This is a genomic window from Microbacterium sp. OVT16B, from assembly GCF_019969705.1.
GTDB lineage: Bacteria > Actinomycetota > Actinomycetes > Actinomycetales > Microbacteriaceae > Microbacterium > Microbacterium natoriense.
Genome location: NZ_JAHXZA010000001.1, coordinates 2,779,516 through 2,803,708 on the forward strand (window position 1 = coordinate 2,779,516; position 24,193 = coordinate 2,803,708).

Annotated in this window: 23 protein-coding genes; 12 read left to right on the forward strand and 11 right to left on the reverse strand. The window is 70.7% G+C overall.

What is annotated here, in order from left to right; translation table 11 throughout:
• Positions 1 to 28 precede the first annotated feature (28 nt).
• The 4 genes from LC438_RS13225 (at position 29) to LC438_RS13240 (ending at position 4,595) form a co-directional block, all read left to right on the forward strand.
• Positions 29 to 1,198: an ABC transporter substrate-binding protein gene (locus tag LC438_RS13225; RefSeq protein ID WP_223586834.1), complete on the forward strand. Its 1,170-nt coding sequence runs from the start codon at positions 29 to 31 to the stop codon at positions 1,196 to 1,198.
• A gap of 70 nt (positions 1,199 to 1,268) precedes the next feature.
• Positions 1,269 to 2,129, forward strand: a complete 861-nt coding sequence (locus LC438_RS13230) for a branched-chain amino acid ABC transporter permease (protein ID WP_105677004.1) — start codon at positions 1,269 to 1,271, stop codon at positions 2,127 to 2,129.
• A complete protein-coding gene (locus LC438_RS13235; protein WP_223586835.1) occupies positions 2,116 to 3,906 on the forward strand; it encodes an ATP-binding cassette domain-containing protein in 1,791 nt (596 codons plus the stop codon). The genes LC438_RS13230 and LC438_RS13235 overlap by 14 nt, the downstream gene beginning before the upstream one ends.
• Positions 3,903 to 4,595, forward strand: coding sequence for an ABC transporter ATP-binding protein (locus LC438_RS13240; RefSeq protein WP_105677006.1), 693 nt, complete (start codon positions 3,903 to 3,905; stop codon positions 4,593 to 4,595). The genes LC438_RS13235 and LC438_RS13240 overlap by 4 nt, the downstream gene beginning before the upstream one ends.
• A gap of 7 nt (positions 4,596 to 4,602) precedes the next feature.
• On the opposite strand, the gene LC438_RS13245 is transcribed toward LC438_RS13240, so the two are convergent.
• Positions 4,603 to 4,830 carry a hypothetical protein gene (locus LC438_RS13245; RefSeq protein WP_146114379.1) on the reverse strand — a complete coding sequence of 76 codons (228 nt, stop codon included), beginning with the start codon at positions 4,828 to 4,830 and terminating at the stop codon, positions 4,603 to 4,605.
• Positions 4,831 to 4,927: 97 nt separating this feature from the next.
• On the opposite strand from LC438_RS13245, the gene LC438_RS13250 reads away from it, so the two are divergent.
• Complete coding sequence (locus LC438_RS13250) at positions 4,928 to 5,578, forward strand: HAD-IA family hydrolase (protein ID WP_105677009.1); 651 nt, start codon at positions 4,928 to 4,930, stop codon at positions 5,576 to 5,578.
• 149 nt (positions 5,579 to 5,727) lie between these two features.
• On the opposite strand, the gene LC438_RS13255 is transcribed toward LC438_RS13250, so the two are convergent.
• From LC438_RS13255 to LC438_RS13265, 3 genes are all read right to left on the reverse strand, one after another.
• Positions 5,728 to 7,146, reverse strand: a complete 1,419-nt coding sequence (locus LC438_RS13255; RefSeq protein ID WP_223586836.1) for an HNH endonuclease signature motif containing protein — start codon at positions 7,144 to 7,146, stop codon at positions 5,728 to 5,730.
• Positions 7,147 to 7,264: 118 nt separating this feature from the next.
• Entirely contained in the window at positions 7,265 to 8,080 is an 816-nt protein-coding gene (locus LC438_RS13260; RefSeq protein ID WP_105677011.1) for an SDR family NAD(P)-dependent oxidoreductase, read from the reverse strand.
• 32 nt (positions 8,081 to 8,112) lie between these two features.
• Complete coding sequence (locus LC438_RS13265) at positions 8,113 to 8,847, reverse strand: SDR family NAD(P)-dependent oxidoreductase (RefSeq protein WP_223586837.1); 735 nt, start codon at positions 8,845 to 8,847, stop codon at positions 8,113 to 8,115.
• A 243-nt stretch (positions 8,848 to 9,090) separates the two neighbouring features.
• On the opposite strand from LC438_RS13265, the gene LC438_RS13270 reads away from it, so the two are divergent.
• Genes LC438_RS13270 through LC438_RS13295 form a run of 6 tightly spaced genes read left to right on the forward strand, consistent with a single transcriptional unit; the run spans position 9,091 to position 14,666 of the window.
• Positions 9,091 to 10,539 (forward strand): APC family permease, encoded by a 1,449-nt coding sequence (locus LC438_RS13270; protein WP_105677013.1) that lies wholly within the window; start codon positions 9,091 to 9,093, stop codon positions 10,537 to 10,539.
• A 25-nt stretch (positions 10,540 to 10,564) separates the two neighbouring features.
• Positions 10,565 to 11,404: a molybdenum cofactor biosynthesis F family protein gene (locus tag LC438_RS13275; protein WP_223586838.1), complete on the forward strand. Its 840-nt coding sequence runs from the start codon at positions 10,565 to 10,567 to the stop codon at positions 11,402 to 11,404.
• Between the two features lies 1 nt (position 11,405).
• Complete coding sequence (locus LC438_RS13280) at positions 11,406 to 13,052, forward strand: amidohydrolase (RefSeq protein ID WP_223586839.1); 1,647 nt, start codon at positions 11,406 to 11,408, stop codon at positions 13,050 to 13,052.
• Positions 13,053 to 13,075: 23 nt separating this feature from the next.
• On the forward strand, positions 13,076 to 13,432 hold the full coding sequence (locus tag LC438_RS13285; RefSeq protein ID WP_223586840.1) for a YidH family protein: 357 nt from the start codon (positions 13,076 to 13,078) through the stop codon (positions 13,430 to 13,432).
• The gene (locus LC438_RS13290; protein ID WP_105677018.1) at positions 13,429 to 13,782 is read left to right on the forward strand and encodes a DUF202 domain-containing protein; all 354 of its coding nucleotides are present in this window, start codon (positions 13,429 to 13,431) and stop codon (positions 13,780 to 13,782) included. The genes LC438_RS13285 and LC438_RS13290 overlap by 4 nt, the downstream gene beginning before the upstream one ends.
• A gap of 8 nt (positions 13,783 to 13,790) precedes the next feature.
• Complete coding sequence (locus LC438_RS13295) at positions 13,791 to 14,666, forward strand: formylglycine-generating enzyme family protein (RefSeq protein WP_223586841.1); 876 nt, start codon at positions 13,791 to 13,793, stop codon at positions 14,664 to 14,666.
• Between the two features lie 24 nt (positions 14,667 to 14,690).
• Here the strand turns inward: LC438_RS13295 and LC438_RS13300 are convergent, their stop codons facing one another.
• The 5 genes from LC438_RS13300 to LC438_RS13320 are packed head-to-tail and all read right to left on the reverse strand — an operon-like array spanning position 14,691 to position 20,420.
• A complete protein-coding gene (locus LC438_RS13300; protein WP_223586842.1) occupies positions 14,691 to 17,003 on the reverse strand; it encodes an arylsulfatase in 2,313 nt (770 codons plus the stop codon).
• Positions 17,004 to 17,792, reverse strand: a complete 789-nt coding sequence (locus tag LC438_RS13305) for an ABC transporter ATP-binding protein (RefSeq protein ID WP_105677022.1) — start codon at positions 17,790 to 17,792, stop codon at positions 17,004 to 17,006. It abuts the gene before it with no gap.
• Positions 17,789 to 18,625 (reverse strand): ABC transporter permease, encoded by an 837-nt coding sequence (locus tag LC438_RS13310; RefSeq protein WP_223586843.1) that lies wholly within the window; start codon positions 18,623 to 18,625, stop codon positions 17,789 to 17,791. Before LC438_RS13310 ends, LC438_RS13305 begins: the two co-directional genes overlap by 4 nt.
• Complete coding sequence (locus tag LC438_RS13315) at positions 18,622 to 19,404, reverse strand: ABC transporter permease (protein WP_223586844.1); 783 nt, start codon at positions 19,402 to 19,404, stop codon at positions 18,622 to 18,624. The genes LC438_RS13310 and LC438_RS13315 overlap by 4 nt, the downstream gene beginning before the upstream one ends.
• A gap of 8 nt (positions 19,405 to 19,412) precedes the next feature.
• Positions 19,413 to 20,420, reverse strand: a complete 1,008-nt coding sequence (locus tag LC438_RS13320) for an ABC transporter substrate-binding protein (RefSeq protein ID WP_223586845.1) — start codon at positions 20,418 to 20,420, stop codon at positions 19,413 to 19,415.
• Positions 20,421 to 20,570: 150 nt separating this feature from the next.
• Here LC438_RS13320 and LC438_RS13325 point away from each other — a divergent pair, with 150 nt between their 5' ends.
• Complete coding sequence (locus LC438_RS13325; RefSeq protein ID WP_105677027.1) at positions 20,571 to 21,182, forward strand: TetR/AcrR family transcriptional regulator; 612 nt, start codon at positions 20,571 to 20,573, stop codon at positions 21,180 to 21,182.
• Positions 21,183 to 21,233: 51 nt separating this feature from the next.
• Here LC438_RS13325 and LC438_RS13330 read toward each other — a convergent pair whose 3' ends face one another.
• Positions 21,234 to 22,697 carry a GMC family oxidoreductase gene (locus LC438_RS13330; protein ID WP_223586846.1) on the reverse strand — a complete coding sequence of 488 codons (1,464 nt, stop codon included), beginning with the start codon at positions 22,695 to 22,697 and terminating at the stop codon, positions 21,234 to 21,236.
• Between the two features lie 3 nt (positions 22,698 to 22,700).
• Positions 22,701 to 24,140 (reverse strand): aldehyde dehydrogenase family protein, encoded by a 1,440-nt coding sequence (locus tag LC438_RS13335; RefSeq protein ID WP_223586847.1) that lies wholly within the window; start codon positions 24,138 to 24,140, stop codon positions 22,701 to 22,703.
• Between the last annotated feature and the right edge of the window lie 53 nt (positions 24,141 to 24,193).

A 24,193-nucleotide genomic window follows, 5' to 3' on the forward strand; every position in this document is an offset into this window, starting at 1 on the left:
CACCCGAAATCGAGAGGCAAGGAAGCACATGAACAAGCGAGTAGCAGGCACTGCGGCCCTTATCGCCGTGGCAGCCCTCATCCTGTCCGGCTGCGCCGACGACGGCGGATCGGGCGGAGGCGGGGGCGGTTCGATCGTCGTCGGCTCCGTCAACACGATCAGCGGACCGGCGACCTTCCCCGAGGCCTCGCAGGCGGCGGCCGCCGTCTTCGACGCCTTCAACGAGGCCGGGGGCCTGAACGGCCAGAAGATCGACTACAAGTCGCTCGACGACAAGGGCGACCCCGCCACGGCCACCGCCTCGGCCCGCGAGCTCGTCGGCAGCGACGGCGCCGTCGCGCTGGTCGGCTCGGCGAGCCTCATCGAGTGCGAGATCAACGCCAAGTACTACGAGCAGGAGAGCATCCTCTCCATCCCCGGCATCGGCGTCGACACGGGATGCTTCGACAGCAAGAACATCTCCCCCGCCAACGTCGGCCCGTTCAACGACATGACCCTGACGCTGCAGTACGGCTCCGAGGTCCTGGGTCTCGACGACATCTGCGTCCTGCTCGAGATCGCCGGTTCCACGCGCCCGACCTACCAGGCCGCGATCGACAAGTGGACCGAGATCACCGGCAAGAAGCCGAAGTACGTCGACGACACCGTGCCGTACGGAGCATCCGACTACACGCCCTACATCGTCAAGGCGCGCGAGCAGGGCTGCAAGGCCCTCGCGATCAACCCGGTCGAGCCCGACGCGATCGGCCAGGTCAAGGCCGCGAACGCGCAGGGCTGGGATGACGTGACCTGGCTCTACCTGACGAGCGTCTACAGCGAGAACTTCGCGAAGGCGGTCGACAACGCCGGCGCCGGCATCTACGTGCCCGCCGAGTTCTACCCGTTCACGGACGACAACGACATCAACAAGGACTGGCGAGCGCTGATGGAGAAGAACGACATCCCGCTCACGTCGTTCAGCCAGGGCGGCTACCTCGCGGCGACGTACTTCATCGAGGTGCTGAAGTCGATCAAGGGCGACATCACGCGGGAGAGCGTCAGCACGGCGCTGCAGGACATGAAGGCGATCGACAACCCGATGGTGGGCACGCCCTACGCGTTCGGCACGCAGAACACCGCCGGTTGGCCGATCATCCTGAAGTCCGGCACCAACGCCTGGGAGAAGGTCGCCGACGACTGGCTGCGCATCGGCGAGTAGTCGTACCGCCCGCCGCCGCTCCACTCGCGGCGGCGGGCGCACCTCCCCCTCAGATCAGAAAGGACGCCTCATGCTGCAAGGCGCCATAGCCGGTCTCGCCGCCGGCGGACTCTACGCCGTCCTCGGCGTGTGCCTGACGCTGATGAGCCGCCTCGTGCGGGTCGTCAACTTCGCCCAGGCCGCGACCGGGATGTTCGGCGCGTTCACGGCCGTGTGGTTCGTGAGCAGCCTCGGGCTGCCGATCTGGCTCGGCTCCGTGCTCGGCATCCTCGTCGCGGGGCTCCTCGCCGCGGCGATCGGCTGGATCGCCGCGACCTGGCTCTCCGAGGCCTCGACGACGACCCGCTCGGCGATGACCGTCGGTCCGCTGCTCCTGTTGATCTCGCTGTCGTTCATCCTGTTCGGCAACAAGCCGCAGCCCTTCACGCCGATCATCGCGGGACCCGCCTTCTCCTTCGGGGGCGTCGTCGTCAGCCAGGTCACCGTCGCCACCGTGCTGATGGCCATCGTCACCGCCGTGGTCGTGCGGATCATCCTCCGCCGCACCAGGGTCGGCACGCAGCTGCGGGCTCTGTCCGAGCGGCCGACCACGGCCGAGCTGCTCGGCATCCGCTCGCGTCCGCTGTCGATCTCGGTGTGGTTCGTGACCGGGGTGATCAGCGCGATCGCGATCATCATCGTCGCTCCGACCCAGTCCAGCGACGCCACCGGGCTGTCGATGCTCATCGTCCCCGCGGCCGCCGCGGCGCTCCTCGGCGGCTTCCGGCGGCTCGACCTCGCCGTCGTCGGCGGCATCGTGCTCGGAGTGCTCGGCGGTCTCGTCGCGCAGATCGACGAGGTCGCGCTGGTGCGCAACTTCCTCCCGTTCCTGTTCATCGTGGTCCTGCTCCTGTGGACCCAGCGCAAGGAGGTGTGGGATGCCGCTCGCTGACCGCTCGCCCCTGTCCGACAACCGCGTGGTCAAGGCCGTCTGGCCGTTCGCGATCGCCGCCGTCGCCGTGGGAGTGGGCGCGATCCTCAGCGCCGCCCTTCCCGGCTACTTCGTGTTCCTCGCGATCAGCGCCGTCGTCGCCGCCATCGCGATCCTCGGCCTCGGCATCGTCACCGGCTCCGCCGGGATGATCGCCCTGTGCCAGCTGACCTTCGCCGCCGTGGGCGCGTGGATCGTCTCGCTGCTGAACGTGATGCAGGCCCCCGGAGGCTTCATCGTCTGGCTCGTGCTCGGCGGCGTCGCCGCAGGGCTCGTCGGCGTCCTCGTGGGGCTTCCCGCTCTGCGCCTGCGCGGCGTCAACCTCGCCGTCGTCACCCTCGGGTTCGCGGCAGCCGCCGACGTCACGCTCGTGCAGATCCAGTTCCCCGGCTCGGTGGACGGCACGTCGATCGAGCGGCCCGCGCTGTTCTCCAACGACCGGCAGTTCTTCTTCCTGTCGATCGTGGTTCTCGCGGTCTGCGCGCTCGGGGTGTTCTTCCTGCAGCGCGGACGCTGGGGATCGTCGTGGAAGGCCGTCGCATTCTCCGAGCGCGGAACCGCCGCGGCCGGGCAGAGCGTGCAGGTCGCCAAGCTCACCGCCTTCGCCGTCTCCGCCGCCCTCGGCGGCATCGCGGGTGGTCTGCTCGCCGGACAGGTGCAGCTGCCGTTCGCATCGAGCTTCACGCCCCTGCAGTCGCTGGCCCTGTACGTCCTGGCGATCATGTCGGGCGCGCACCTCATCGACATGGCCATCCTCGGCGGCATCCTCTGGGTGCTCGTGCCCGAGCTGCTCAAGCGCTGGGGCATCGACCAGAACTGGGGCTTCGTCGTCTTCGGCGTGCTCGGGGTGCAGGCGCTCACCGGCGGGACGAACCTCGGTCAGACCGTGCGCGACGTGTTCTGGCGCCGCGCCGACCGCAGGACCGCGAGCGCGGCGCTGACGGCGCTGCCCCCGGATGCTCCCGCCGACGCCGCGGCCATCACGACGACCACCACCGCGACCGTGGACGAGGCCGCGCTCGACGGCGCCCCCGTGCTCACCGTGGAGGGGCTCACCGTGCAGTTCGGCGCCCTGAAGGCGCTCGACGACGTGTCGTTCCAGGTGCCCGCCGCATCGATCATGGGGCTCATCGGGCCGAACGGCGCGGGCAAGTCGACGTTCGTCGATGCGATCAGCGGGTTCCTGCCGAAGCACGGCGGCCGCGTGCTGCTGGGCGACCGCGACCTCGCCGGCCTCTCCCCCACGCGGCGGGCCCGGCTGGGGCTGCGACGCACGTTCCAGCAGGACCGCGTGCCGCCCGCGCTCACCGTTGGCGCCTACGTGCGGTTCGTCGCGCGGCGGCGGCTCGCGGCATCCGACATCGACGAGGTCCTCGAGTTCTTCGGGTGCCCGCCCGCCCGCGCCCGCCTGTCGAGCGTCGACGTCGGCACCCGGCGGCTGGTGGAGGTCGCGGCGAACGTGATCTCGCGTCCTCGGCTGCTGATCCTCGACGAGCCGGCCGCGGGGCTGTCTCACGAGGAGCACCTGGCTCTCGCCGCCCGCCTGCGGGAGCTGCCGTCGCGCTACGGCGTGGCGCTGATCATCATCGAGCACGACCTCGACCTCGTGCGCTCGGTGTGCCCGATGCTCACGGTGCTCGACTTCGGCAAGGTGCTGGCGAGCGGCCCCCAGGCCGAGGTGCTGGCGAACCCCGACGTCGTCAAGGCGTACATGGGAGAGACGGAGCTGCTGTCATGAGCGAACTCGTCCTGGACGGTGTGACCGTCAGCCGCGGCGCCGGGCCGGTGATCTCCGACGTGTCGCTCACCGTGCGCGGCGGAGAGGTGCTGGCGCTCGTGGGGCCGAACGGCGCGGGCAAGACGAGCCTGATCGAGTCGGTGTCAGGCGTGACCCCGCACTCCGCCGGGTCGCTGACGCTCGACGGCGACCCGATCGACAAGCTGTCGCGGGTCGCCAGGGCGCGGCGCGGGATCGTGCACATCGAGCAGGGACGCGCCGTGTTCCCCTCACTCACCGTGCGGGAGAACATCTCGCTCACCGCGAGGACCCCGGCGGAGCTGGATGCCGCGCTCGAGCAGTTCCCCGAGCTGGAGAAGCGCATCGACTCCCCCACGGCCCTGCTGTCCGGCGGCGAGCAGCAGATGGTCGTGCTCGCGCGCGCGTTCGCCGCGAAACCGCGCATCCTGCTCATCGACGAGATGTCGCTGGGGCTCGCGCCCGTCGTGTTCATGCGGCTCATGCCGATCGTGAAGTCGATCGCCGAGTCCGGGGTCGGCGTGCTGCTCGTGGAGCAGTTCACGCAGCTCGCACTCGGGCTGGCTCGTGAGGCCGTGGTCGTCGCGGGCGGTCAGGTCTCGTTCCAGGGGACGTCTGAGCAGCTCAAGGGCGACCCCGAACTGCTGCATCGCGCCTACCTCGGCGGCTGACCGGGCGTCATTCGGGGGCGTCCTGAGGGGCGCTCCCGAAGACGCCTCCGGCGAGGAGGGCGACCCCGCCGGCCAGGATCAGCAGAGCGGCGCCGTGCGTGATCCACCCCAGCACGGTGTCCATGGCGACGAGCGCGTGGATCGCCTCGAGGTTGCGCACCGCGAACCATGCGAGCGCGAGCCCGACGAGCAGCGCTCCCCCGACGATCAGCATCCCCCTGCGCGTTCTCCGCATCCTGCCCCCTCGGTCTTTCCCCTCGGTCTTTCCCGTCGACGCTACCCGACCCGTCCGCGACCAGGAAGGACGGATGCGGCGGCGCTAGCCTGGGAGCATGACCGAGATCGTCCACGTCCGCGCCGTCCTCCTCGACATGGACGGGACCCTCGTCGACTCGACCGCGGTGGTCGAGCGGCTCTGGCTCGCCTGGGCTGCGCCCCACGGCATCGACCCCGCCACGGTGCTCAGCGTCGTGCACGGCCGTCAGGGGCACCAGAGCATGGCGATCATGCTCCCCGAGCGCGACCACGAGATCAACCTCCAGGAGAACCGGGAGATGCTCGCCAACGAGGCGAGCGACGTCGACGGCGTCGTGGCGATCGAGGGAGCCGACGTGCTCCTCGCCGACCTCCTCCCGTTCCCGCACGCGATCGTGACGTCGGCCGACGTGCGACTGATGAACGCCCGCATGGGCGAGGCGGGGCTCACCGTGCCCGCGCTCACCGTCACGGCGGAGAACGTGTCGAGGTCGAAGCCCGACCCCGAGGGCTTCCTGCTCGGCGCGGAACTCCTCGGCATCGATCCAGCCGACTGCGTCGTCTTCGAGGACTCGGGGGCAGGCATCCAGGCCGCCCACGCCGCGGGCATGCGCGTGATCGGCGTCGGCGCCCACGCGACCTCCCACTCCCCCGAATATCACGTCGCCGACCTCACCCAGGTGGCCGTGGTCGCCGTCGACGGCGGGTTCGAGCTGCACGTCGGCTGAGGTCAGGCGTCGCGCGAGGCCTGCATCGGGACGCCGGCGTGTCGGGCCCGGGGGTTCGGCTCCCGCCCTGCACCCGCCAACCTGCAGACGACGTCGCCGAACAGACGACGTCGCCGAACAGACGACGTCGCCGAACAGACACCGCCTGCTCACGCGACCGCGATGAGAGCGCGTCTCGGTCGGCGCGGCTCACGCCACTCGCGTCTCGGGTCCCACCATCCGGGACCCCTGATCTGCGGAACACCCTCCGACATCCGGATCTCCCACCCGGAGTGATCCAGGGTCCGGTGATGATGCCAGCACAGGGGCACCCCGTTGTCGGTGTGCGTCGGGCCGCCGCGCGCGTGCTCGGTGACGTGGTGGATCTCGCACCACGACGCGGGGACGTGGCATCCGGGGATCAGGCACTCGCCGTCGCGGAGCACGATCGCGCGGCGCTGAGTCGCCGTGAAGACGCGGTCGGTCGTACTGATCCCGACGATGCGGCCCTCGTCGAAGAGCACGCGCTGCACGGCCCCTGAGCACGCGGTGTGGACCGCCACGGGTGCCGGAACAGGCGCCTCGACACCGGGCATGGTCGCCCATCCGCCGCTCTCGCGTTCTGAGATCTGCGCAGCGTCGACGTGCACCACGAGGGTGGGGGCCGCGCCGCCGAGCGAGGGCATGTCGTCGTGTCGAGCCGCGATGCCCAGTGCGGCGGCCAGCGCATCGTGCTGCTTCTGCGCCCGCGTGCGCGAGTCGGTGTCGCCCCGCTGCTCCGCGTCAGGACGCGCATCTCCCGTCAGCTCCTCGGAGGGTCGGAACATCACGCCGAGATCGGCGGGTCCTTCGACCTTCGGATTGAGCTGGGCGTCGAAGATCAGCTGCAGCTGCGCATACACCTCGGGCAGGAGGGCGCCGCGGATCGGATAGGCGCCGTCGCGCAGCCGCCCGATGACCACGAAGCGCCGCTGTGACGCGCGCACCTCGATCGGCGTCGAGCCGTCGGGGTCGAGGTACAGCGCGATCAGCTGCGAGTACTGCCGCAGGTCGTCGGGCGTGGCGGGCGGAACCGCAGTCGTACGGCCGTCGTCTTCCCTGACGATGCCCCGCGCCTGATCTGCCAGCTCGGCGTCGGCGCGCAGGCGGTCGGCTGCGCCGATGCGATCCCCCGCCTGCTCCATCGGGCCGGTCGCCGCGAGGAGTCCGGCGACGCCCACCTCCCCGTCGAGCATCGCCTCACGCAGCGCAGGCCACCGCGCAGGCAGGCGCTCCCCGGTGAGCAGGCTCAGCTCTCGACGCAGGGCAGATGCCGCCTTCACCATGCGCGCCGCAGTCGCGGCATCGACGCGGAGCACCCGCTGCAGGAGCTCGTTCAGCGACCGGCATCCGAACGCATCCGGCAGCTCTCGGGCATCGGCATCTGCGGCCGTCTCGACGACGATCGCCTCGAGCCGCCGCAGTGCCTCGCCGGCGCCTCTGAGCACCTCCATCCGCTCGGTCGCGGACAGCCCCGCGAGCATGTCAGCGCCCAGCATCAGATCGAGGTCGATGACGACCCGATCGAGGATGCCGGCGGTGCTGCTCATGACTCCATCCAACCGAGGGCCACCGACATTCGAGGCCGGTTTTCTGCTGTTCAGGGCAATATTCCGGAACAGAGCCGTCAGACACCTCGCTCAACGATCCCTGGCCCCGCCGCGCTCCCTACATCCCGGCGTGGTCGAAGGCGATCGTCGGCACGTCCACCACGTGTGAGCCGCCGTCGGCGACGATGACGGCGCCCGTGATGTACGACGACTCGCCCGATCCGAGGAACCGCACGACCGAGGCGATCTCGGCCGGACGCGCGGGGCGCCGCAGCGGCACGTCAGCGGTCACCGTGGCGTAGGCCTCCTCGCGCGACCCGAGGCCGGCGTGCGTGGCGAACTCGTCCATCTCGTCGTCGGCCATCGGCGTCTGCACCCATCCGGGGCACACCGCGTTCACACGAACGCCGTGCTTGCCGTAGTCGCGCGCGAGCGTGCGGGTGAGGCCGATGAGCGCGTGCTTGCCGACCGTGTACCCGGCCACCGACGGCCCCGCGAAGAGCCCGGCGAGCGACGACACGATCACGATCTGCCCCTTCGACTCCAGCAGCGCGGGCAGCGCCTCGCGCGCCATGACGAACGCGGTCGTGAGGTTGGCGCGGATGGCGGCGTCCCACCCCGCGTCATCCGTGTCGCCGACCGGTGAGAAGCCGTGGCCTCCGGCGTTCGCGACCAGCACGTCGATGCGGCCGAACGTCGCCAGCACCTCGGCCACTGCGGCCTTGGCGGACTCCGTGTCCGCGGCATCCGCGATGATCGCGTGCGCGCCGACCGCCTTCTCCACCGCCTGCAGCGGCTCGGCCCTGCGTCCGACGACGACGACGTGCGCCCCCTCGGCCGCGTACCGCTCGGCGATGGCCGCTCCGATGCCCGTGCCGCCTCCGGTGATGACGACGACGCGTCCGGAGACCGTCGATCCGACTACGAGTCCCATGTGCTGCTCCTGTCTGTCTGGCGCGTGCGCGCTCAAGCGGGGAATCCCGACCGGGCGGTGTACCCGAAGTCGCTGAGAAGGGTGGTGCCGTTGACCGCGCGGCTGCGGGGCGACAGCAGGTACGAGACGTGCGCGGCCACCTCGTCGGCCGTCTGCACGGGGAACGCCGCCTCGTCGAGAGCCGTGTCGCCCAGGTCGCCGCGGCTCATGGGGGTGTCGACGACCGAGGGGGCGACGGTGTTCACGCGGATGCCGGTGTCGGCGAGGTCGACCGACAGCGCCCTGCCGAACTGCACCAGCGCGGCCTTCGACGCGCAGTACGGCGCCATGCCGGGAGAGGCGACGAAGGCGGAGTCGCTGGAGATCAGGACGACGGATGCCGCGGCCGATGCGCGCAGCAGGGGCAGCGCCGCGCGGAGCACGAGGAAGGGCCCCGTGACGTTGACGGAGAGCACGGCGTTCCACTCCGCGAGGGAGACGTCCTCGATGCCGGCGCCCACGGGGCCGGAGATCCCCGCGCAGCACACGACCGCGTCCAGCCTGTCGACCCGGGCGAGAGCCGAGGCGACCTGCGCCTCGTCCGTCACGTCCGCCACGAGGAGCAGAGCGCCGGGGCATCCGCTGGCCGTCCTGGCGAGGGCCGCCCCGTCGCGATCGAGGAGCACGACGCGCACGCCCTCGGCGGCGAGCGCGAGCGCGACGGCCCTGCCGATGCCGCTCCCCGCCCCCGTGACGAGGGCGGTCGTACCGCTCAGATGCAGGTCCATGTCGCCTCTCCTGACCCCGCCGGCGCATCTGTCGATGCGGAGGACGGCGGCGTCCTGACAGTCATCCTGCTCTGCGGCGTCCTCGACGTCGAAGCACCCCGATGCGGCTGTGCACGCTGACACCATCGTCTTTCGCTCAGGGTCAAGCGCGGGCGACGGGGGCGGAGCAGACTCGCTCTATCGACGATCCCCCTCGTCGTCGATGCCGTGCGCGCACGGCCGTCACCGAGCAAAGGAGCCGCCGTGGCAGATCCGATCGCACCATCCGCAGAGCACACCTCCCTCCGCCCAGGAGCCCTGGGCGTCGCCGGCATCGTCTTTCTCGTGCTCGCCGCCGTCGCACCTCTCACGGGCATCGTCGTCGTCGCCTCGCTCGCCATCGCGCTGGGCAACGGCGGCGGCACGCCCATGTCGTTCTTCATCGTCGCGGCGATCCTGCTGCTGTTCGCGGTGGGCTACGCGCAGATGTCGAAGCAGCTCGTCAACGCCGGCGGCTTCTACGCCTTCGTGGTGAAGGGCCTCGGCCGCACCGGCGGACTGATCGCCGGGCTGATCGCGACGCTCGGCTACAACTTCTTCGTCGTGGGCACGATCGGCACCAGCGGCTTCTTCATGCAGACGATCATCCGCGACCTCACCGGCCTCGACGTGCACTGGCTGGTCTGGGGGCTCGCCTCGATCGTGGTGTGCTTCGTGCTCGCCAGGGTCGGCGTCGACTTCAGCTCCAAGATCCTCGGCGTGTGCCTGGTGCTGGAGACGCTGATGCTCGTCGTGTTCGACGTCTCCGTGCTCGTGCAGACCGGCTACGACGTCGCGGCGTTCAGCCCGGAGTGGGTGCTCTCGGGCTCTCTGCCGATCGGCCTGCTGCTCGCCGCCACCGGGTTCCTCGGGTTCGAGGCCACGGCGCTGTTCAGCGAGGAGGCGAAGCAGCCGCTGCGGACGATCCCGCGCGCGACGTACACGGCGATCATCGCGATCGGCATCATCCTCGGCGTCACCACCTGGGCCGTCGTCAGCGCCACCGGCGTCGCGCAGGCGCAGGCCACCGCGGTGGAGCACCTGCCGACCGGCGACCTCATCTTCACGCTGTCGCAGCAGTACCTCGGCGGTCCGCTCACCACGGTCATGATGATCCTGCTGCTCGTGAGCCTCTTCGCGGCGATGCTCGCCTTCCACAACTCCGCCACGCGCTACCTCTACTCGCTGGGCCGCGCGCGCATCCTGCCGCAGGCGCTCTCCCGCACCCGCGCCAACGGCGCCCCGCAGCTCGCCGGCATCGTGCAGGCGTCGTTCGCCGCGATCGTCGCCGTGATCTTCGCGATCGCCGGAGCCGACCCGATCGTCACGCTCGTGCCCGCGATGCTCGGCTTCGGCACGCTCAGCGTGCTGATCCTGCAGGGTCTCGCGGCGATCTCGATCGTCGTGTACTTCCGCCGCAAGGGCGACCCTCGGTGGTGGAGCACGTTCATCGCGCCGGGCATCGGCTTCCTCGGCATCGCGGCGATCTCGATCCTCGCGATCGTGAACTTCGACATCGTCGCCGGCTCCCAGGAGCTCGCGATCCGCCTGATGCCGCTGCTGCTCGTGCTCGCCGTGATCGGCGGCATCGTCTACGGCGCGTACCTGAAGAAGTCCCGGCCGGCCGTGTACGACGGTCTCGCCACCGACCTCGAGCGCGTCAGCGCCCGCTGACCCGCCCCATCCGACAGGAGAAGAAATGACGACCCTGAACCCCGCAGACACCTCGACCTGGCTGCCCCTCGAGGGACTCGCCCCCGGCTTCGACGCGAACAAGGCCCCGCACACGACCGCCCTCAGCGGCCGCGAGATCACCGTCGTCGACGGGCGCGGCACCCGCATCGTGCACCGCTTCGCCGACACCACGGTCACCTGGGACTACCAGCCAGGAGCCGATGACAGCACCGCCGCGGCATCCGACACCGACGACTACGAGGCCGTCGAGGTCGACGAGGACCTGTTCTACGTGCAGTTCCACCACAACTACCTGCCGAATGAGGCCGTCTCCCTCGTGCTCGATCTTCGGCACGGGCGTGCGCTCGCGGTGATCTCGCTCATCCTCCCCGCGCCCGAGAAGGGGAAGACGCGCGTGCAGCACGTCTTCGCCCCGAGCATCATCGAGGGCGCGGAGGTCACCGGAGCAGAGGCCGCTCCCACCACGTCCCTCATCGGCCGCCGCGTCGAGTGGGTCTACAGCACCGAGCACGCCTACGAGCACGTGTACCTGTCCGAGCGCTGGTACTCGTGGCAGTGCCTCGCCGGCCCCGAGCGCGGCCTCGCCGACACCGACGAGAACACCGTGTGGGAGGTGCGCCCCGGCATCTACATCTTCGCGTGGCGCGAGAAGGTCATCCCCTGCGCATCCGTGACGATCGCCGACCACCGCGACGTGAACGCCATCCGCTCGCACGGCGTGCTGTTCGGGCTCGACGAGACGGGCGAGATCCCCACGCACTTCACGTTCGGCGCGCACGGCCGCCTCATCTCGACCACGCACCACAGCGCCGGCCTGGAGCCCGCGGAGTTCGGAAGGATCTGAGATGACGGATGCCGCAGACCTCATCGTCACCGGATCGGTGATCCGCACCGCCGACCGCTCGCAGCCGTTCGCGGAGGCGTTCGCGGTGCGGGACGGCCGGATCTCGGCCGTCGGCGCTCTGTCTGCGGTGTCCGCCCATCGCGGGCCCGAGACGAGGATGCTCGACGTCGGCGACGCCGCGGTCTACCCCGGCTTCGTCGACGTCCACAACCACCACGCCCTCGCCGGCCGCACCGAGCTCTTCGAGCTCTCGCTGCCTCCGTCGCTCACCCTCGACGAGATCCTGGAGAAGGTCGCCGAGAAGGCCGCGACGCTCCCGGAGGATGCGTGGATCATCGGCGGGGTCGTCGCGACGACCCTGCTCCCGACGCTCGCGAACACCGCCTCCCGCCTGCGGCTCGACGAGGCCGCGGGTGGACGGCCCGTCGTGATCGTCGAGGACTCCCGGCACAACCGCTGGGCGAACACGCGCGCCCTGGAGCTCGCCGGCATCACGGCCGACGGCATCCCCTCCGGCGGCGTGACGATCCTCGATCCCGACGACGGCACCCCGACCGGCGTGCTGCTGGAAGCGGCGGGCATCCCCGTGCAGGAGGCGTACGACCGCAGCGGCGGCCTGACCGCGGAGCAGCACGTCGCCGCCTCTCGGCGCGGGGTCGAGCTGCTCAACTCCTTCGGCATCACGACCTTCCAGGATGCGGGGGTCTCGACCGACATCCTCTCGGCGCTCGCGACGCTGGACCGCGACGGCGACCTGAACGCCTGGGTCGTGTCGTCGCTGCTCATCAACGACGAGATCTTCGGCTTCGACCCGATCGGACAGGCGCTCGTCGAGCGCGGCGAGGAGTTCCGCACGCCGCACCACCGGCCGGACTTCGTGAAGATCTTCCTCGACGGGGTGCCGCCGGCGAGGACGGCGTCGTTCCTCGAACCGTATGTGGCGGATGCCGCGCACGGCGCGCACTACCACGGCGAGACGACGATGACCTTCGACGAGCTCCACGGCTGGCTCCGCACGGTCGCGGAGCGCGGGCTCGGCGCCAAGGTGCACTGCACGGGCGACGGCTCGGCCCGACTCGTGCTCGACGTCGCCGAGCGGATCCGCGCCGACGGCGTCACGACGCCGATCCAGATCGCGCACGGGCAGTTCCTCGCCGAGGCCGATATCCCCCGCCTGCACGCACTGGACGTGTCGGCCGACATCTCCCCGTTCATCTGGTTCCCCGGCGTCATCACGCAGGCGCTGGCCGAGGTGCTCGGCGATCGCGCCGAGCACTCCCAGCCGAACCGGGCCCTGCTCGACGCGGGCGCCCTGGTCGCGGGCGGGTCGGACTGGCCGGTGTGCGAATCCCCCAACACGCTGGAGGGCCTGCAGGGGCTGGTCACTCGCGCCGATCCGCTGCACCGCGCGCCCGGCGTGCTGTGGCCGGAGCAGGCGATCACCGCCGAAGAGGCCCTGGAGGTCTTCACGATCAACGCCGCCACGGCCATGGGCCTCGGCGACGAGACGGGGTCGATCGCGGTGGGCAAGTCCGCCGACTTCGTCGTCCTGGAGCGGGATGCGATCGCGGGAGACGCGGAGCGCATCATCGACACGCGCGTGCTCTCCACGTGGTTCTCCGGCAGAGAGGTGTTCGCGGCCGGCTGACCATGCATCGATACGATGAGCCCATGCGCCGCTTCCCCCGCTCCGTCTACTCCGTCGGCGACGAGCCGGATCCGCGGTTCTCCCTGGCCAACGAACGGACCTTCCTGGCCTGGACGCGCACCGGACTCGCGCTGATCGCCGGCGGCGTCGCCCTCGAAGTGCTCGGCCTCGACCTGCACCCGGGGTTCCGGCTCGCCGCGTCGCTGCTGCTGATCGTGACGGGCACCGCGGTCGCTCCCCTCGCCTGGTGGGAGTGGATGCGCGCCGAGCGCGCCCTGCGCCTGTCCCGGCCGCTCCCCGGAGCCTTCTCCGCCCTGCTGCTCGCCGTCGTGGTCATCGTCGTCGGACTGCTGGTCACGGCCGGTGTGCTGTGGCGATGACGGCGTACCGCCCGTTCGACCCGGGGCTGCAGCTCGAGCGCACCGAGCTCGCCTGGCGCCGCACGGCGCTCTCGATCGCGATCGGCTCGCTGCTGTCGCTGCGCGTCCTGCCGATCGCCCTGCCCCCGGAGGCCACGTTCTGGGGCTTCGCTCCGGGTATCGTCGGGCTGCTCTCCGCATGCGCCCTGTGGTTCGCTGCCCACCGACGCCAGCGCAGGCTCGGCGCATTCCTCTCGGGCGCGACCGGCGTCACCCCGCCCGGTGGCGCCATGCTCGTCCTCCTCACCGTGCTCGGTGCGGGGTTCGGAGCCGTCGCGCTGGTCTTCTCCGTGCTGTCGGCGCTGCGATGAGTCCCGGGATGGTGCGCATCCCCGCCGGGCTCCTCCGGATGGGCTCTGACGATCACTACCCGGAGGAGGGGCCTGTCGTCGAGCGCGAGGTGGCAGCCTTCGACATCGACGAGCATCCGGTCACCAACGCCGAGTACGCCCGCTTCGTCGCCGAGACGGGGTACGTGACCGACGCGGAGCGCCCGCTCGATCCCGCCGACTTCCCCGGAGCCGACCCCGCGACGCTCGTCCCCGGCGGGCTCGTCTTCACCCCCACCGCCGGCCCCGTCGACCTCGGCGACTGGCGCCAGTGGTGGCGCTGGCAGCCCGGAGCGCACTGGCGGGCGCCGCAGGGTCCGTCATCGGACGTGGACGAGATCCTCGATCACCCGGTCGTCCAGATCGCCTTCGCGGATGCTCTGGCCTACGCGGAGTGGGCGGGCAAGCGTCTGCCGACGGAGGCCGAGTGGGAGTGGGCCGCCCGCGGCGGACTCGTGGGGGCGCGCTACGCATGGGGCGACGAGCTGCGGCCCTCCGGCATCCTCATGGCCAACACCTGGCAGGGCGAGTTCCCCTACCGGAGCACCGGAGCCCTCGGCTGGTCGGGCACCTCGCCCGTCGGCGCGTTCCCCGCCAACGGGTACGGTCTGAGCGACATGATCGGCAATGTGTGGGAGTGGACGGCGGATGCCTGGACACCGCGCCACGGCATGACCCCGACGGTTCAGCCCGGCGACCGCGTCACCCTCCTCGACTCGGCGGCACGGGGACCTGCACGGCGCGTCACCAAGGGCGGCTCGCACCTCTGCGCCCCCGAGTACTGCCTCCGCTACCGCCCGGCCGCCCGCTCCTCGCAGACCGAGGACTCGGCGACCACGCACCTCGGATTCCGCTGCGCGCTCTGACCGCGCTGCGCCGCACCCGCGCGCTCAGTCGGCGATCGCCTGCACCGCCTCGCCCACGGCCCGCAGCACGGTCCCGTCGTAGGAGGAGCGCCGGCCGGGCACGTACCGCACCGATCGCAGCTCGCCCCCTCCGAACGGATAGGTGCGATGCGCCTCGTGCAGCTCCCAGTCGACGGGACCGCCGTAGTCGTAGCCGACGCTGATGCCCGTGAACGGGGCCATGCCGAGCAGCATGGGCACGTCGTCGACGACCGCGACCTCGACGCCGTCGACGTCGACGCCCAGGCGCCAGCGCAGGTGGGGTCGCTCGTCGACCCGGACGAGCACACGATGCGCGCCCTCCTCCAGGCGATCGCCGCGTGCGCGGTGCATGGCGCCGTAGGCGTTGTACACGAGGAGCGGCCGTCCGTCGTCGACGGCGAGGAGATAGCCGCCGCCCTGGTCGCCGTGCGCCACGATGACGCCCGCCGCCTCCGCGCGGGTCTCGATCTCGATCTCGACCGTGAAGGAGCGCAGCACCGTGAGCTTCGCCGAGCGGAAGCGCTCCAGCGGGGGCCGGAACGGCACGAGCGTCATCGGCGCCGACAGCGGCTCCTCCGTGTCTGGCCGGAGCCGGAAGAGGGAGCCGTCGTCGTCGAGCGGGAACACGGTGTTGCGCCAGGCCTCCGCGTGCCAGCGCTCCGCCATCCGCGCCACGCGCTCCGGATGCTCCGCCGACAGGTCGACCGTCTCGGTGGGATCGGCGGAGAGGTGGTACAGCTCCCACTCGCCCCCCTCGGCACCTTCCGCCTTCGTCGGCGCCGTCGCCGACAGTGCCTTCCACTCGCCCTCCACCAGCGCGCGGCGGCCGACGCACTCGAAGTACTGCGCCTCGCGCCCGTCGGCGTCGGGATCGGCGAGCACGCCCGCGATGCTGCCGCCGTCCATGTCCTGCGCCGTGCGACCACCGCGCTCGGAGAGCGGGGTCACGCCGGCGAGGTCGAGCAGCGTGGGAGCGAGATCGGAGACGAACACGAACTGGTCGCGCAGCCCGCCCTCCATGGGGGCATCCGGCCACGAGATGATGAGAGGAGCGTGCACCCCGCCCTCGTAGGTCGTCGACTTGAACGAGCGAAACGGGGTGTTCGAGACGCGGGCCCACCCCGTGGGGTACTGCCCGAAGAGCCTCGGCCCTCCGATCTCCTCGACGTCGCGGGGCACATCGGTCACCCAGCCCTCCGGCATCCCTCCGTGCGTGCCGAACTGCGCGAAGTAGCTGCGCGTGCCGCTCGGACCGCCTTCGGCCGTCCCTCCGTTGTCGCTCGCGAGGATGACGATCGTGTTGTCGCGCTCTCCGCTGCGCTCCAGCCGTTCGAGGAGCCGCCCGACGCTCTGATCGATCTCGTCGACCGCCGCCGCATACACCTCCATGTGCCGTGCGAACAGGCGGCGCTCGTCCTCGCCCAGCGCATCCCAGGAGGGGATCCGGTCGCCGTCCGCGATGGCGTCCTCCGGAAGCCGGGCGTGCGACGGCACGATTCCCCGTTCGCGCTGACGGGCGAAGCGCTCCTCGCGAAGGGCGCTCCACCCCGCCTCGTAGCGGCCGCGGTACTTCTCGATGTCGGCGTCCTTCGCCTGGATGGGCCCGTGCACCGAGGTGTGCGCGTAGTAGAGGAAGAACGGCTTCTCCTGGTCGTTCACCCGGAGGTCGTCGATCATCCCGATCGCTCGATCGGTGAGCTCGTCGGTGAGGAAGAACCCGTCGGGGAACTCGCGGATGCCGACGACGGAGTTGTCCTGCACGAGGCGGTGCGGATGGTGCAGCGAGGTGAAGCCGTCCATGCTGCCGAAGTACCGGTCGAATCCTCGCTGCAGCGGCCAGCTGGCGCGATCCGCGCCGTCGTGCAGGCGCGATTCGAGCGTGAGATGCCACTTCCCGACCATGAAGGTCGCGTAGCCGCCCGCGCGCAGCGACTCCGCCAGCGTCGGGGCGTCGGCGGGCAGCTCGCAGCTGAACCCCGGATAGCCGGGGTCGATGTGGGCGACGAAGCCGAAGCCGGCGCGGTGGGGGTTGAGGCCCGTGAGCAGGGCGGCCCTGGCCGGCGAGCACATCGGCGCCGTGCGGTAGTTCGTGAAGACCCAGCCGTCGTCGGCGAGGGCGTCGATGTGCGGCGTCTCGATCTCGCTCCCGAACGGGCCGAGGTCGCTGAACCCGAGGTCGTCGATGAGCATCACGATGATGTTCGGGGCCTTCTTCCGCGCCCGTCGCGGCGAGGGCCACCACGGTGCGGAGTCCGAGGTGAACTCGGCGACCCGCCCCTCGAACGCCTCGTATCCGCGTGCCGTCCGATCCGCCATCTAGCCGGCCCTCCTGATCAGCTCGAAGATCTCCGTCCGCAGCTCCGCGAAGGCGGGCAGTGCGCGCGTGCGGAGCTGATCGCGGGGGGCGCCGAAGTCGATCTCGATGATCTCGGTCACCTTCGCGGGTCGCTCGCCGAGCACGACGACGCGGTCGGAGAGGTACACCGCCTCGTCGATGTCATGGGTGACGACGACGATCGTCATGCCGAACTGCTCGCGGATGCGCAGGCACAGATCCTCCAGCTCGAAGCGCGTCTGCGCGTCGACGGAGGCGAAGGGCTCGTCCATCACGAGGACCTCGGGGCGATACGCGATGGCCCTGGCGATGGCGACGCGCTGCTGCATCCCGCCGGAGAGCTGCCACGGGTACTTCGACTCGGCTCCGGCCAGACCGACCGCGGCGAGCGCTGCGGACACCCGCTCCTCACGCTCGGCGACGGGCAGCCGCAGATGCTTCAGCGGCAGCCGCACGTTCTTCTCCACCGTGAGCCACGGCATGAGCGATCGCGTGTACTCCTGGAACACCAGGGCCATCTCCTCGGGCGGCCCGTCGATGGGCCGGCCGTCGATGGCCGCTGTTCCCGCGGTGATGCTCTGCAGCCCGGTGAGGCATTTCAGCAGCGTCGTCTTGCCGATGCCGGACGGGCCGACGATGCAGCACACCTCTCCGACGCGCACGTCGAAGGTGAGGTCGGCGATCACGGGGACCGGACCGTTCTTCGTCTGATAGGACTTGGCGAGGCCGGCGACGCTGAGGCGGACGGGGGCCTGTTCTGCGATGGTCATGAGTTCTTCTCCTGCTGCTGCGAGGCGATGTACCAGCGCAGCACGCGGCGCCGGAAGAGGGTGAAGACGGCCGTGGCCGCGTAGCCGATGATGCCGAGCACGAGGATGCCCGCCCACATGTCGGGGATCGCGAACGACTGCTGCGCGAGCAGCGTGGCCGCTCCGAGTCCGGTCGACGACCCGAGCATCTCGCTGGCGATCATCACGACGAACGCCGTGATGAGGCTGACCTGCATGCCGGAGAGGATGCGCGGCCCCGCGGCGGGCAGCACGACCTGGAACAGGCGTTCGGCCGGGGTGAGCCGGTAGACCCTGGTGACCATCTCCATCGTCGGCTCTCCCGCCCTGATGCCGTCGATCGTCGAGATGAGGATGGGGAACACCGCGGCCAGCGTGATCGACAGCACGCGGGTCTCGTTGCCGAAGCCGATCAGCGACACGAAGATCGGCACGAGAGCCACCGGAGGGATGGCGCGGAAGAAGTGGATGGCGGGCTCGGCGAACCAGCTCAACGGCCGCACGAGCCCGAGTGCGCAGCCGAGGATCACGCCGATGAGCGTGGCGAGCACGAACGAGAGCGCGAGGTTGCCGACCGAGGAGGCGACGCTGCCGAGGAACGCCGGCGTCTGCAGCAGCTGACCCAGGCGGGTGAGGATGGTCTGCAGCGGAGGGAAGAAGGTGTTCGTCGACCCGGCGGAGGCGAGCCACCAGGCGGCGAGCAGCACGACGGGCACCGCGATCTCGGCGCCGACGAGGATCCACCGCGGCGACCCGCTCTGCGACCTGCTGCGGCGCACGCGGGCCATGGTCTGGATGGAGGTGGTCAGGGTCATCTGTGGTCCTGCTTCCGGTACTGCGGGTGCCAGTGCAGCAGCATCCGCTCCCCCTGCTGGCTCAGACCCTGGATGATGAGGCCGAGCACGCCGAGGATGACGACGTAGGCGAACAGCTGCGGCTGATTGCCGGAGATCTGCGACAGCAGCAGGCTCTGTCCGAGCCCTGGACCGCCGCCGAGGAGTCCGGCGACGACGGCGACGACGAGCGAGGTGGGTGCGGCGACACGCACCGCGGTGCCGATGTAGGGCAGGGCGCTGGGGAGCACCACCCGGCCCAGGATCTCGGCCGACCCCATGCCGTACGACCGCGCCGTCGCCCTCGCCACCGGGTCGGTGTCGAAGACGCCAGCCGCCGACTGCACCGCGATCGCCGTCACGCAGCCGAAGAACACCAGGAACACGCCCATCCCGGAGGTCGGACCGAGCACGAGGACGACGATGGGCAGGATCACGATGGGCGGGATGGGCTTGAGGAACTCCAGCGGGACGCGGGTGGCGTGCAGCGCGAGCGGCGACGTGCCGATCGCTACGCCCAGGAGGACTCCCACCACGACGGCGAGGACGAGTCCGAGCAGGGCCATGGCGAGCGTCGCGCCGATGGCCTCCCAGAGCTGCGCGGTGCCGAGCATGCGCACCGCCTCGCCGATCGCCTCGGTCGCGGTGGGCAGCGGCGACGAGGACAGCGGTCCGACGGTCGCCGCCAGCTGCCACGCCCCGAGACCGCACGCGACGCCGAGTGCCCCGACGAGAGCGCCGGCCACGGAGGAGGTGCGCATGTCCGCGGTCACTTCGCGCTGACGATCACGCCGTCGAGCGGAACGGGCTGCGCCAGGAAGCCGAGCGCGACGAGCTTGTCGTTGACGCGCTCCAGCTCCTCGGGGAGCACGGCGAGAGGCCAGTACGGCACCTTCACCTCGTCGAGGGAGAGCGTGGATCCGGTGTACTCCAGACCCGCCGTGATCGCCTCCTCCGGGTGCTCGTTCGCATAGGCGTTGGTCTTGGCCAGCGCCCGCTGGAACGCCGCGATCGCGTCCTCCTTGTTCTCGACCGTGGAGGCGCCGGCGGTCCAGAGCCCCGTCGCGCCCTCTTCGAAGAACCGGACGGACGGCGAGGAGAGCCGGACGGCGCCGATCGCATCGGCCTCGGCCGTGAAGGGGTTCACGAGGCCCGCGGCGTCGACCGTCCCGCTCTTGAGCGCGGCCACGGCGGAGGTGAAGTCGAGCACCACCCAGTTCACGGCGGCGGGGTCGATCCCCTCGTCCTGGAGAGCGTCGGCGATCACCACCTCGAGCTGCGCCTTGCGGGCGGGGATCGCGATGGTGGCGCCCGCGAGATCGGCCACCGAGGTGATGCCGCTGTCCGCGCTGGCATACAGGCCGGTGTCATCGAGGGCGTCGGGGTCTTCGGAGTCCGCTGCGCCGTCGACGTAGCCGTCGGCCGCGCCGATGACCTTGAGCGGGACGCCGCTGGAGAGCGCGTTCAGCAGGGGGATGCTGGGCGAGTACGCGATGTCGACCTGACCGCTCTGCGCGGCCGCGAGGCCGGCTGGCGGGTTCGCGACGATGGATGTCTCGATCTCGAGCCCCTCGTCCTCGAAGAAGCCCTGCGCGATCCCGGTGAGCAGTGCACCGTCGGACGTGAGGCCGATCGTGGCGACCTTGACCGTGGTCATCCCGCCTCCCCCGCCCTGAGAAGGCTCGGCGGCCGGAGACGACGAGCAGGCGGCGAGGGCGAGCACCCCGACCGCGGCCAGGACACCGCCGGCGCGACGGGTGAGTCGATGGACGTTCATTGCAACTCCTCTTCGAGTTAGTCACCAGTTGGTGATTAAAAAGATCGTACTCTTGCCTTGCATTCGATTGGTTACGATTGCATCACATTCGTCACCACGTGGTGACTAAAAGGGTCAAAACTAGAATCGTGAGAACGAGGGGGGCCTGCCATGCCGAAGATCGTCGACCATGACGAACGCCGCGACCACATCGCCGACGCCGCGGTGCAGGTCATCATCCGCGTCGGGTTCGAGAAGCTGACGATGCGCGAGATCGCGACGGAGGCCGGTTACGCGCACGGCGCCATCGCGCGGTACTTCCCGAACAAGCAGAGCCTGCTCACCGCGGCGTTCCTGCGCCTCTACACCCAGGCGAACGATCGGATCCACGCGGGCATCGAGGGGATCCGCGGCCTCGCCGCTCTGGAGCGGGTGTGCCGGGAGATCCTCCCCTACAGCCCCAACGGCCCGCTGTACGCGCGCGTCGTCATCTCCTTCTGGGATCACGCCTCCCAGGACGACGAGGTCACCCGCATCCATCGCGTGAACAACCTGCACTGGCGTGAGCTGTTCCGGCGATTCCTCACCGAGGCGCGCGAAGACGGCGAGCTCGCCGACCACGTCGACATCGAGACCGCGGTCAGCGAGGTCGCCTCGCGCAACGCCGGATGGCAGATGATCGCCGTGCTCATGCCCGACTCGGCGGGCGACGGGCGCCTGAACGACGCTCTCGAGGCTCTCCTCGCGACGTTCCGCCGTCCGAAGGCCCGCGCCGCGCGCTGACACCGTCATCCCCGCGCCGCCCGCTGACACCGTCATCGTCGCCTCCGGCGCTCACGCCCCGAGCAGGAACCTCGCCCCGCGCTCCGCGATCATCGCCGCAGGCGCGTTCGTGTTGCCCGTCGGCACCGTGGGCATGACCGAGGCGTCGATCACACTCAGCCCCGCGATCCCCCTCACCCGCAGCTGCGGGTCGACCACGGCGCCCGCATCGCTGCCCATGCGGCAGGTGCCGACCTGGTGGTGGTAGGTGATGGCGGTGCGGCGCACCCAGTCCTCGACGTCGGCATCGGCCACCTCGGGTCCGGGGTAGACCTCGGTCGCTCCCCACTCCCCCGCGAGGGCGGGCTGCGCGCCGATGCGGCGTCCCTGGCGCACGGACGCCGCGAGAGAGGCCACATCGCGCTCGTCGGCGAGGGCCGCCAGATCGATCAGCGGCTCGTCCGAGAGGCCGGGGCCCGAGAGCGTGAGCGCGCCGCGGCTGTGCGGAGTGACGAGACCGGCCATGAGCGTGAAGCCGTCGTCGCCCCGCGGCTCGAGGTCGCCCCACATCGGCACCGAGAAGTGGATCGGCTGCGTGTCGGGCTCGGCGAGGTCGGGCCGGCTGCGCCAGAACAGGTGGGTCTGCGTCACCGAGACGCCGGGCTGCGGCGGTCCGATGCGTCGCGACGTGGTGAAGATCACCGGAGACAGGAGGTGGTCGTGCAGGTTCTTCCCGACCTCGGGCGAGTCCTGCACGACCGGGATGCCGAGTGCGGCCAGTTCCTCCGCCAGCCCGATACCGGACCTCAGCAGGATCACCGGAGACCCGAGGGCGCCCGCCGAGAGGATGACCTCGTCGGCCCGCAGCTCCTCGGCATCCGCCCCCTCCCCGAGCCAGACCCCCAGCGCCCGACCGTCTTCGACGATGACCGAGTGCACCTCACGGCCGGTGACGACCGTGAGGCGGTCGGCGATCGGCTGCGCATAGGCCATCCACGTGTTCACGCGGCGCCCGTCGCGCATCGTGACCTGCTCCTGCGAGATGCCGTCGAGGGTGCCGGCGTTGTAGTCCGGGTTGTGCGGCAGGCCCTCCTGCATGGCGGCCTCGATGATCGACGCCTGGATCGGTGACAGCGGGTAGTCGTCGGTCACGGGGAGCAGGTCGTTCTCGATGGCCTCGTAGACCGGCTCCACGTCGGACCAGCCCCAGCCGGTCGCCCCGTCGCGCTCCCATCCGTCGTAGTCGGATGCCGCGCCCCGCACCCAGATCATCGCGTTCAGCGCGTGCGATCCGCCCGTCACCTTGCCCCGAGGCAGATGCAGTCGGCGGCCGGCCGCGTGCTCCTGCGGAACCGTGTAGAAGTCCCAGTCCTCGGCGGAGTGCCACAGCTCCCCCGCACGGGACGGGTCGTGGATCGCGGGGTTGGTGTCGTAGCCGCCCGCCTCGATCAGGGTCACGGCGACGCCCGCATCGGCCAGCCGTCGCGCGACGATGGCGCCCGATGTGCCGGCGCCGACGACGATCGCGGTCCGCACGCCTCAGCCCTTCCGTCCGGGGCCGGAGACGACCTGCGTCACCGCGACCGACTTGAGTCCCTCGACGCCGAACTCGAGGCCGTAGCCCGAGCTCTTCACCCCGCCGAACGGCACCATCGGGTGCAGCCCGCCGTGCGAGTTGATCCACACCGTGCCGGACTGCATGCGCGTCGCCGCCTCGCGGGCGGCATCAGGGTCGCTCGACCACACGGACGCGCCGAGGCCCACGTCGACCGCGTTCGCCCAGGCGAACGCCTCGTCGACATCGGAGTAGCGGATGATCGGCAGGGCCGGTCCGAACTGCTCCTCCTGCACGAGGGCGGCGTCGTTCGAGATGTCGGCGATGATGGTCGGCCGGTAGAACAGCTCGCCCAGCTCCGGGGCGGCCTCGCCGCCCGTGACGACCCGCGCCCCCGACGCCTTCGCGTCGTCGACGAGCCGCGAGACGATGTCGAACTGCGCTCTGTTCTGCAGCGGTCCGAGGACGTTGTCCTCGTCGAGGCCGTTGCCCATCGGGACCGACGCCGCGATCTCGCCCAGCGCGTTCACGACGTCGTCGTACACCGAGTCGTGCACGTACAGGCGCTTCATCGCCGCACAGGTCTGGCCGGTGTTGATGAATGCTCCCCAGAAGAGGTCCTGCGCGATGGCCGCGGCATCCGTGCCCGGCAGCACGATGCCGGCGTCGTTGCCGCCCAGCTCCAGCGTGAGGCGGGCGAGGTTGCCGGCCGAGCTCTCGATGATGCGGCGCCCCGTGGCCGTCGAGCCCGTGAACATGATCTTGGCGACGTCGGGATGCGAGGCGAGACGCGAGCCGACCTCGCGGTCGCCGGAGACGCCGATGAGGACGTCGGCCGGAAGGACCTCGTTCATGACCGAGAGCATCGCGAGCACGCTCAGCGGCGTGTACTCGCTGGGCTTCGCGACGACCGTGTTGCCCATGCGCAGCGACGGCCCGATCTGCCAGATCGTGATCATGAGCGGCCAGTTCCACGGACCGATCGCCCCGACCACCCCGGCCGCCTTGTACACGAGCTCCGCGTGCAGGTTCTCGTCGTCGACCAGCACCTGCGACTCCAGCACCGTGGCGGCGTTCGTGCGCAGCCACGCCGAGCACGCTCCGAGCTCGAACCGGGCGTTCGGACCGTTCAGCGGCTTGCCCTGCTCGCGCGAGAGGATGTAGGCGAGAGCCTCCGCGTTCGCGTCGATCGCGTCGGCCGCAGCGAGCAGCAGCTCGATCCGCTTCTCGTGGCCGAGCGCCTCCCAGGCGGGCTGTGCCGCCCTGGCACGTGCGATCGCGCCGTCGAGGACGTCGACCGAGTCGACGGGGGCCCGTCCGATGATCTCGCGCGTCGCGGCGTCCGGGATCTCTCGTCCTGCGCCCTCCGGCGCCTGGATGCGGTCGAGCAGCGCGGCGGCTGCGGATGCGGCGGATTCGGACATCAGGACTCTCCTTCGAGCGGGGGCTTCGACCGGTGGACGGCCCCGGTCCCCTT

Bases quoted from the DNA above. Each gene is read 5' to 3' on its own strand.
- LC438_RS13295 (WP_223586841.1), top strand. From the start codon at position 13,791: ATGGTGCGCATCCCCGCCGGGCTCCTCCGGATGGGCTCTGACGATCAC.
- LC438_RS13260 (WP_105677011.1), bottom strand. From the start codon at position 8,080: ATGGGACTCGTAGTCGGATCGACGGTCTCCGGACGCGTCGTCGTCATC.
- LC438_RS13225 (WP_223586834.1), top strand. From the start codon at position 29: ATGAACAAGCGAGTAGCAGGCACTGCGGCCCTTATCGCCGTGGCAGCC.
- LC438_RS13325 (WP_105677027.1), top strand. From the start codon at position 20,571: ATGCCGAAGATCGTCGACCATGACGAACGCCGCGACCACATCGCCGAC.
- LC438_RS13230 (WP_105677004.1), top strand. From the start codon at position 1,269: ATGCTGCAAGGCGCCATAGCCGGTCTCGCCGCCGGCGGACTCTACGCC.
- LC438_RS13235 (WP_223586835.1), top strand. From the start codon at position 2,116: ATGCCGCTCGCTGACCGCTCGCCCCTGTCCGACAACCGCGTGGTCAAG.
- LC438_RS13245 (WP_146114379.1), bottom strand. From the start codon at position 4,830: ATGCGGAGAACGCGCAGGGGGATGCTGATCGTCGGGGGAGCGCTGCTC.
- LC438_RS13335 (WP_223586847.1), bottom strand. From the start codon at position 24,140: ATGTCCGAATCCGCCGCATCCGCAGCCGCCGCGCTGCTCGACCGCATC.
- LC438_RS13310 (WP_223586843.1), bottom strand. From the start codon at position 18,625: ATGACCCTGACCACCTCCATCCAGACCATGGCCCGCGTGCGCCGCAGC.
- LC438_RS13255 (WP_223586836.1), bottom strand. From the start codon at position 7,146: ATGAGCAGCACCGCCGGCATCCTCGATCGGGTCGTCATCGACCTCGAT.
- LC438_RS13320 (WP_223586845.1), bottom strand. From the start codon at position 20,420: ATGAACGTCCATCGACTCACCCGTCGCGCCGGCGGTGTCCTGGCCGCG.
- LC438_RS13240 (WP_105677006.1), top strand. From the start codon at position 3,903: ATGAGCGAACTCGTCCTGGACGGTGTGACCGTCAGCCGCGGCGCCGGG.
- LC438_RS13315 (WP_223586844.1), bottom strand. From the start codon at position 19,404: ATGCGCACCTCCTCCGTGGCCGGCGCTCTCGTCGGGGCACTCGGCGTC.
- LC438_RS13250 (WP_105677009.1), top strand. From the start codon at position 4,928: ATGACCGAGATCGTCCACGTCCGCGCCGTCCTCCTCGACATGGACGGG.
- LC438_RS13300 (WP_223586842.1), bottom strand. From the start codon at position 17,003: ATGGCGGATCGGACGGCACGCGGATACGAGGCGTTCGAGGGGCGGGTC.
- LC438_RS13265 (WP_223586837.1), bottom strand. From the start codon at position 8,847: ATGGACCTGCATCTGAGCGGTACGACCGCCCTCGTCACGGGGGCGGGG.
- LC438_RS13290 (WP_105677018.1), top strand. From the start codon at position 13,429: ATGACGGCGTACCGCCCGTTCGACCCGGGGCTGCAGCTCGAGCGCACC.
- LC438_RS13275 (WP_223586838.1), top strand. From the start codon at position 10,565: ATGACGACCCTGAACCCCGCAGACACCTCGACCTGGCTGCCCCTCGAG.
- LC438_RS13285 (WP_223586840.1), top strand. From the start codon at position 13,076: ATGCGCCGCTTCCCCCGCTCCGTCTACTCCGTCGGCGACGAGCCGGAT.
- LC438_RS13280 (WP_223586839.1), top strand. From the start codon at position 11,406: ATGACGGATGCCGCAGACCTCATCGTCACCGGATCGGTGATCCGCACC.
- LC438_RS13305 (WP_105677022.1), bottom strand. From the start codon at position 17,792: ATGACCATCGCAGAACAGGCCCCCGTCCGCCTCAGCGTCGCCGGCCTC.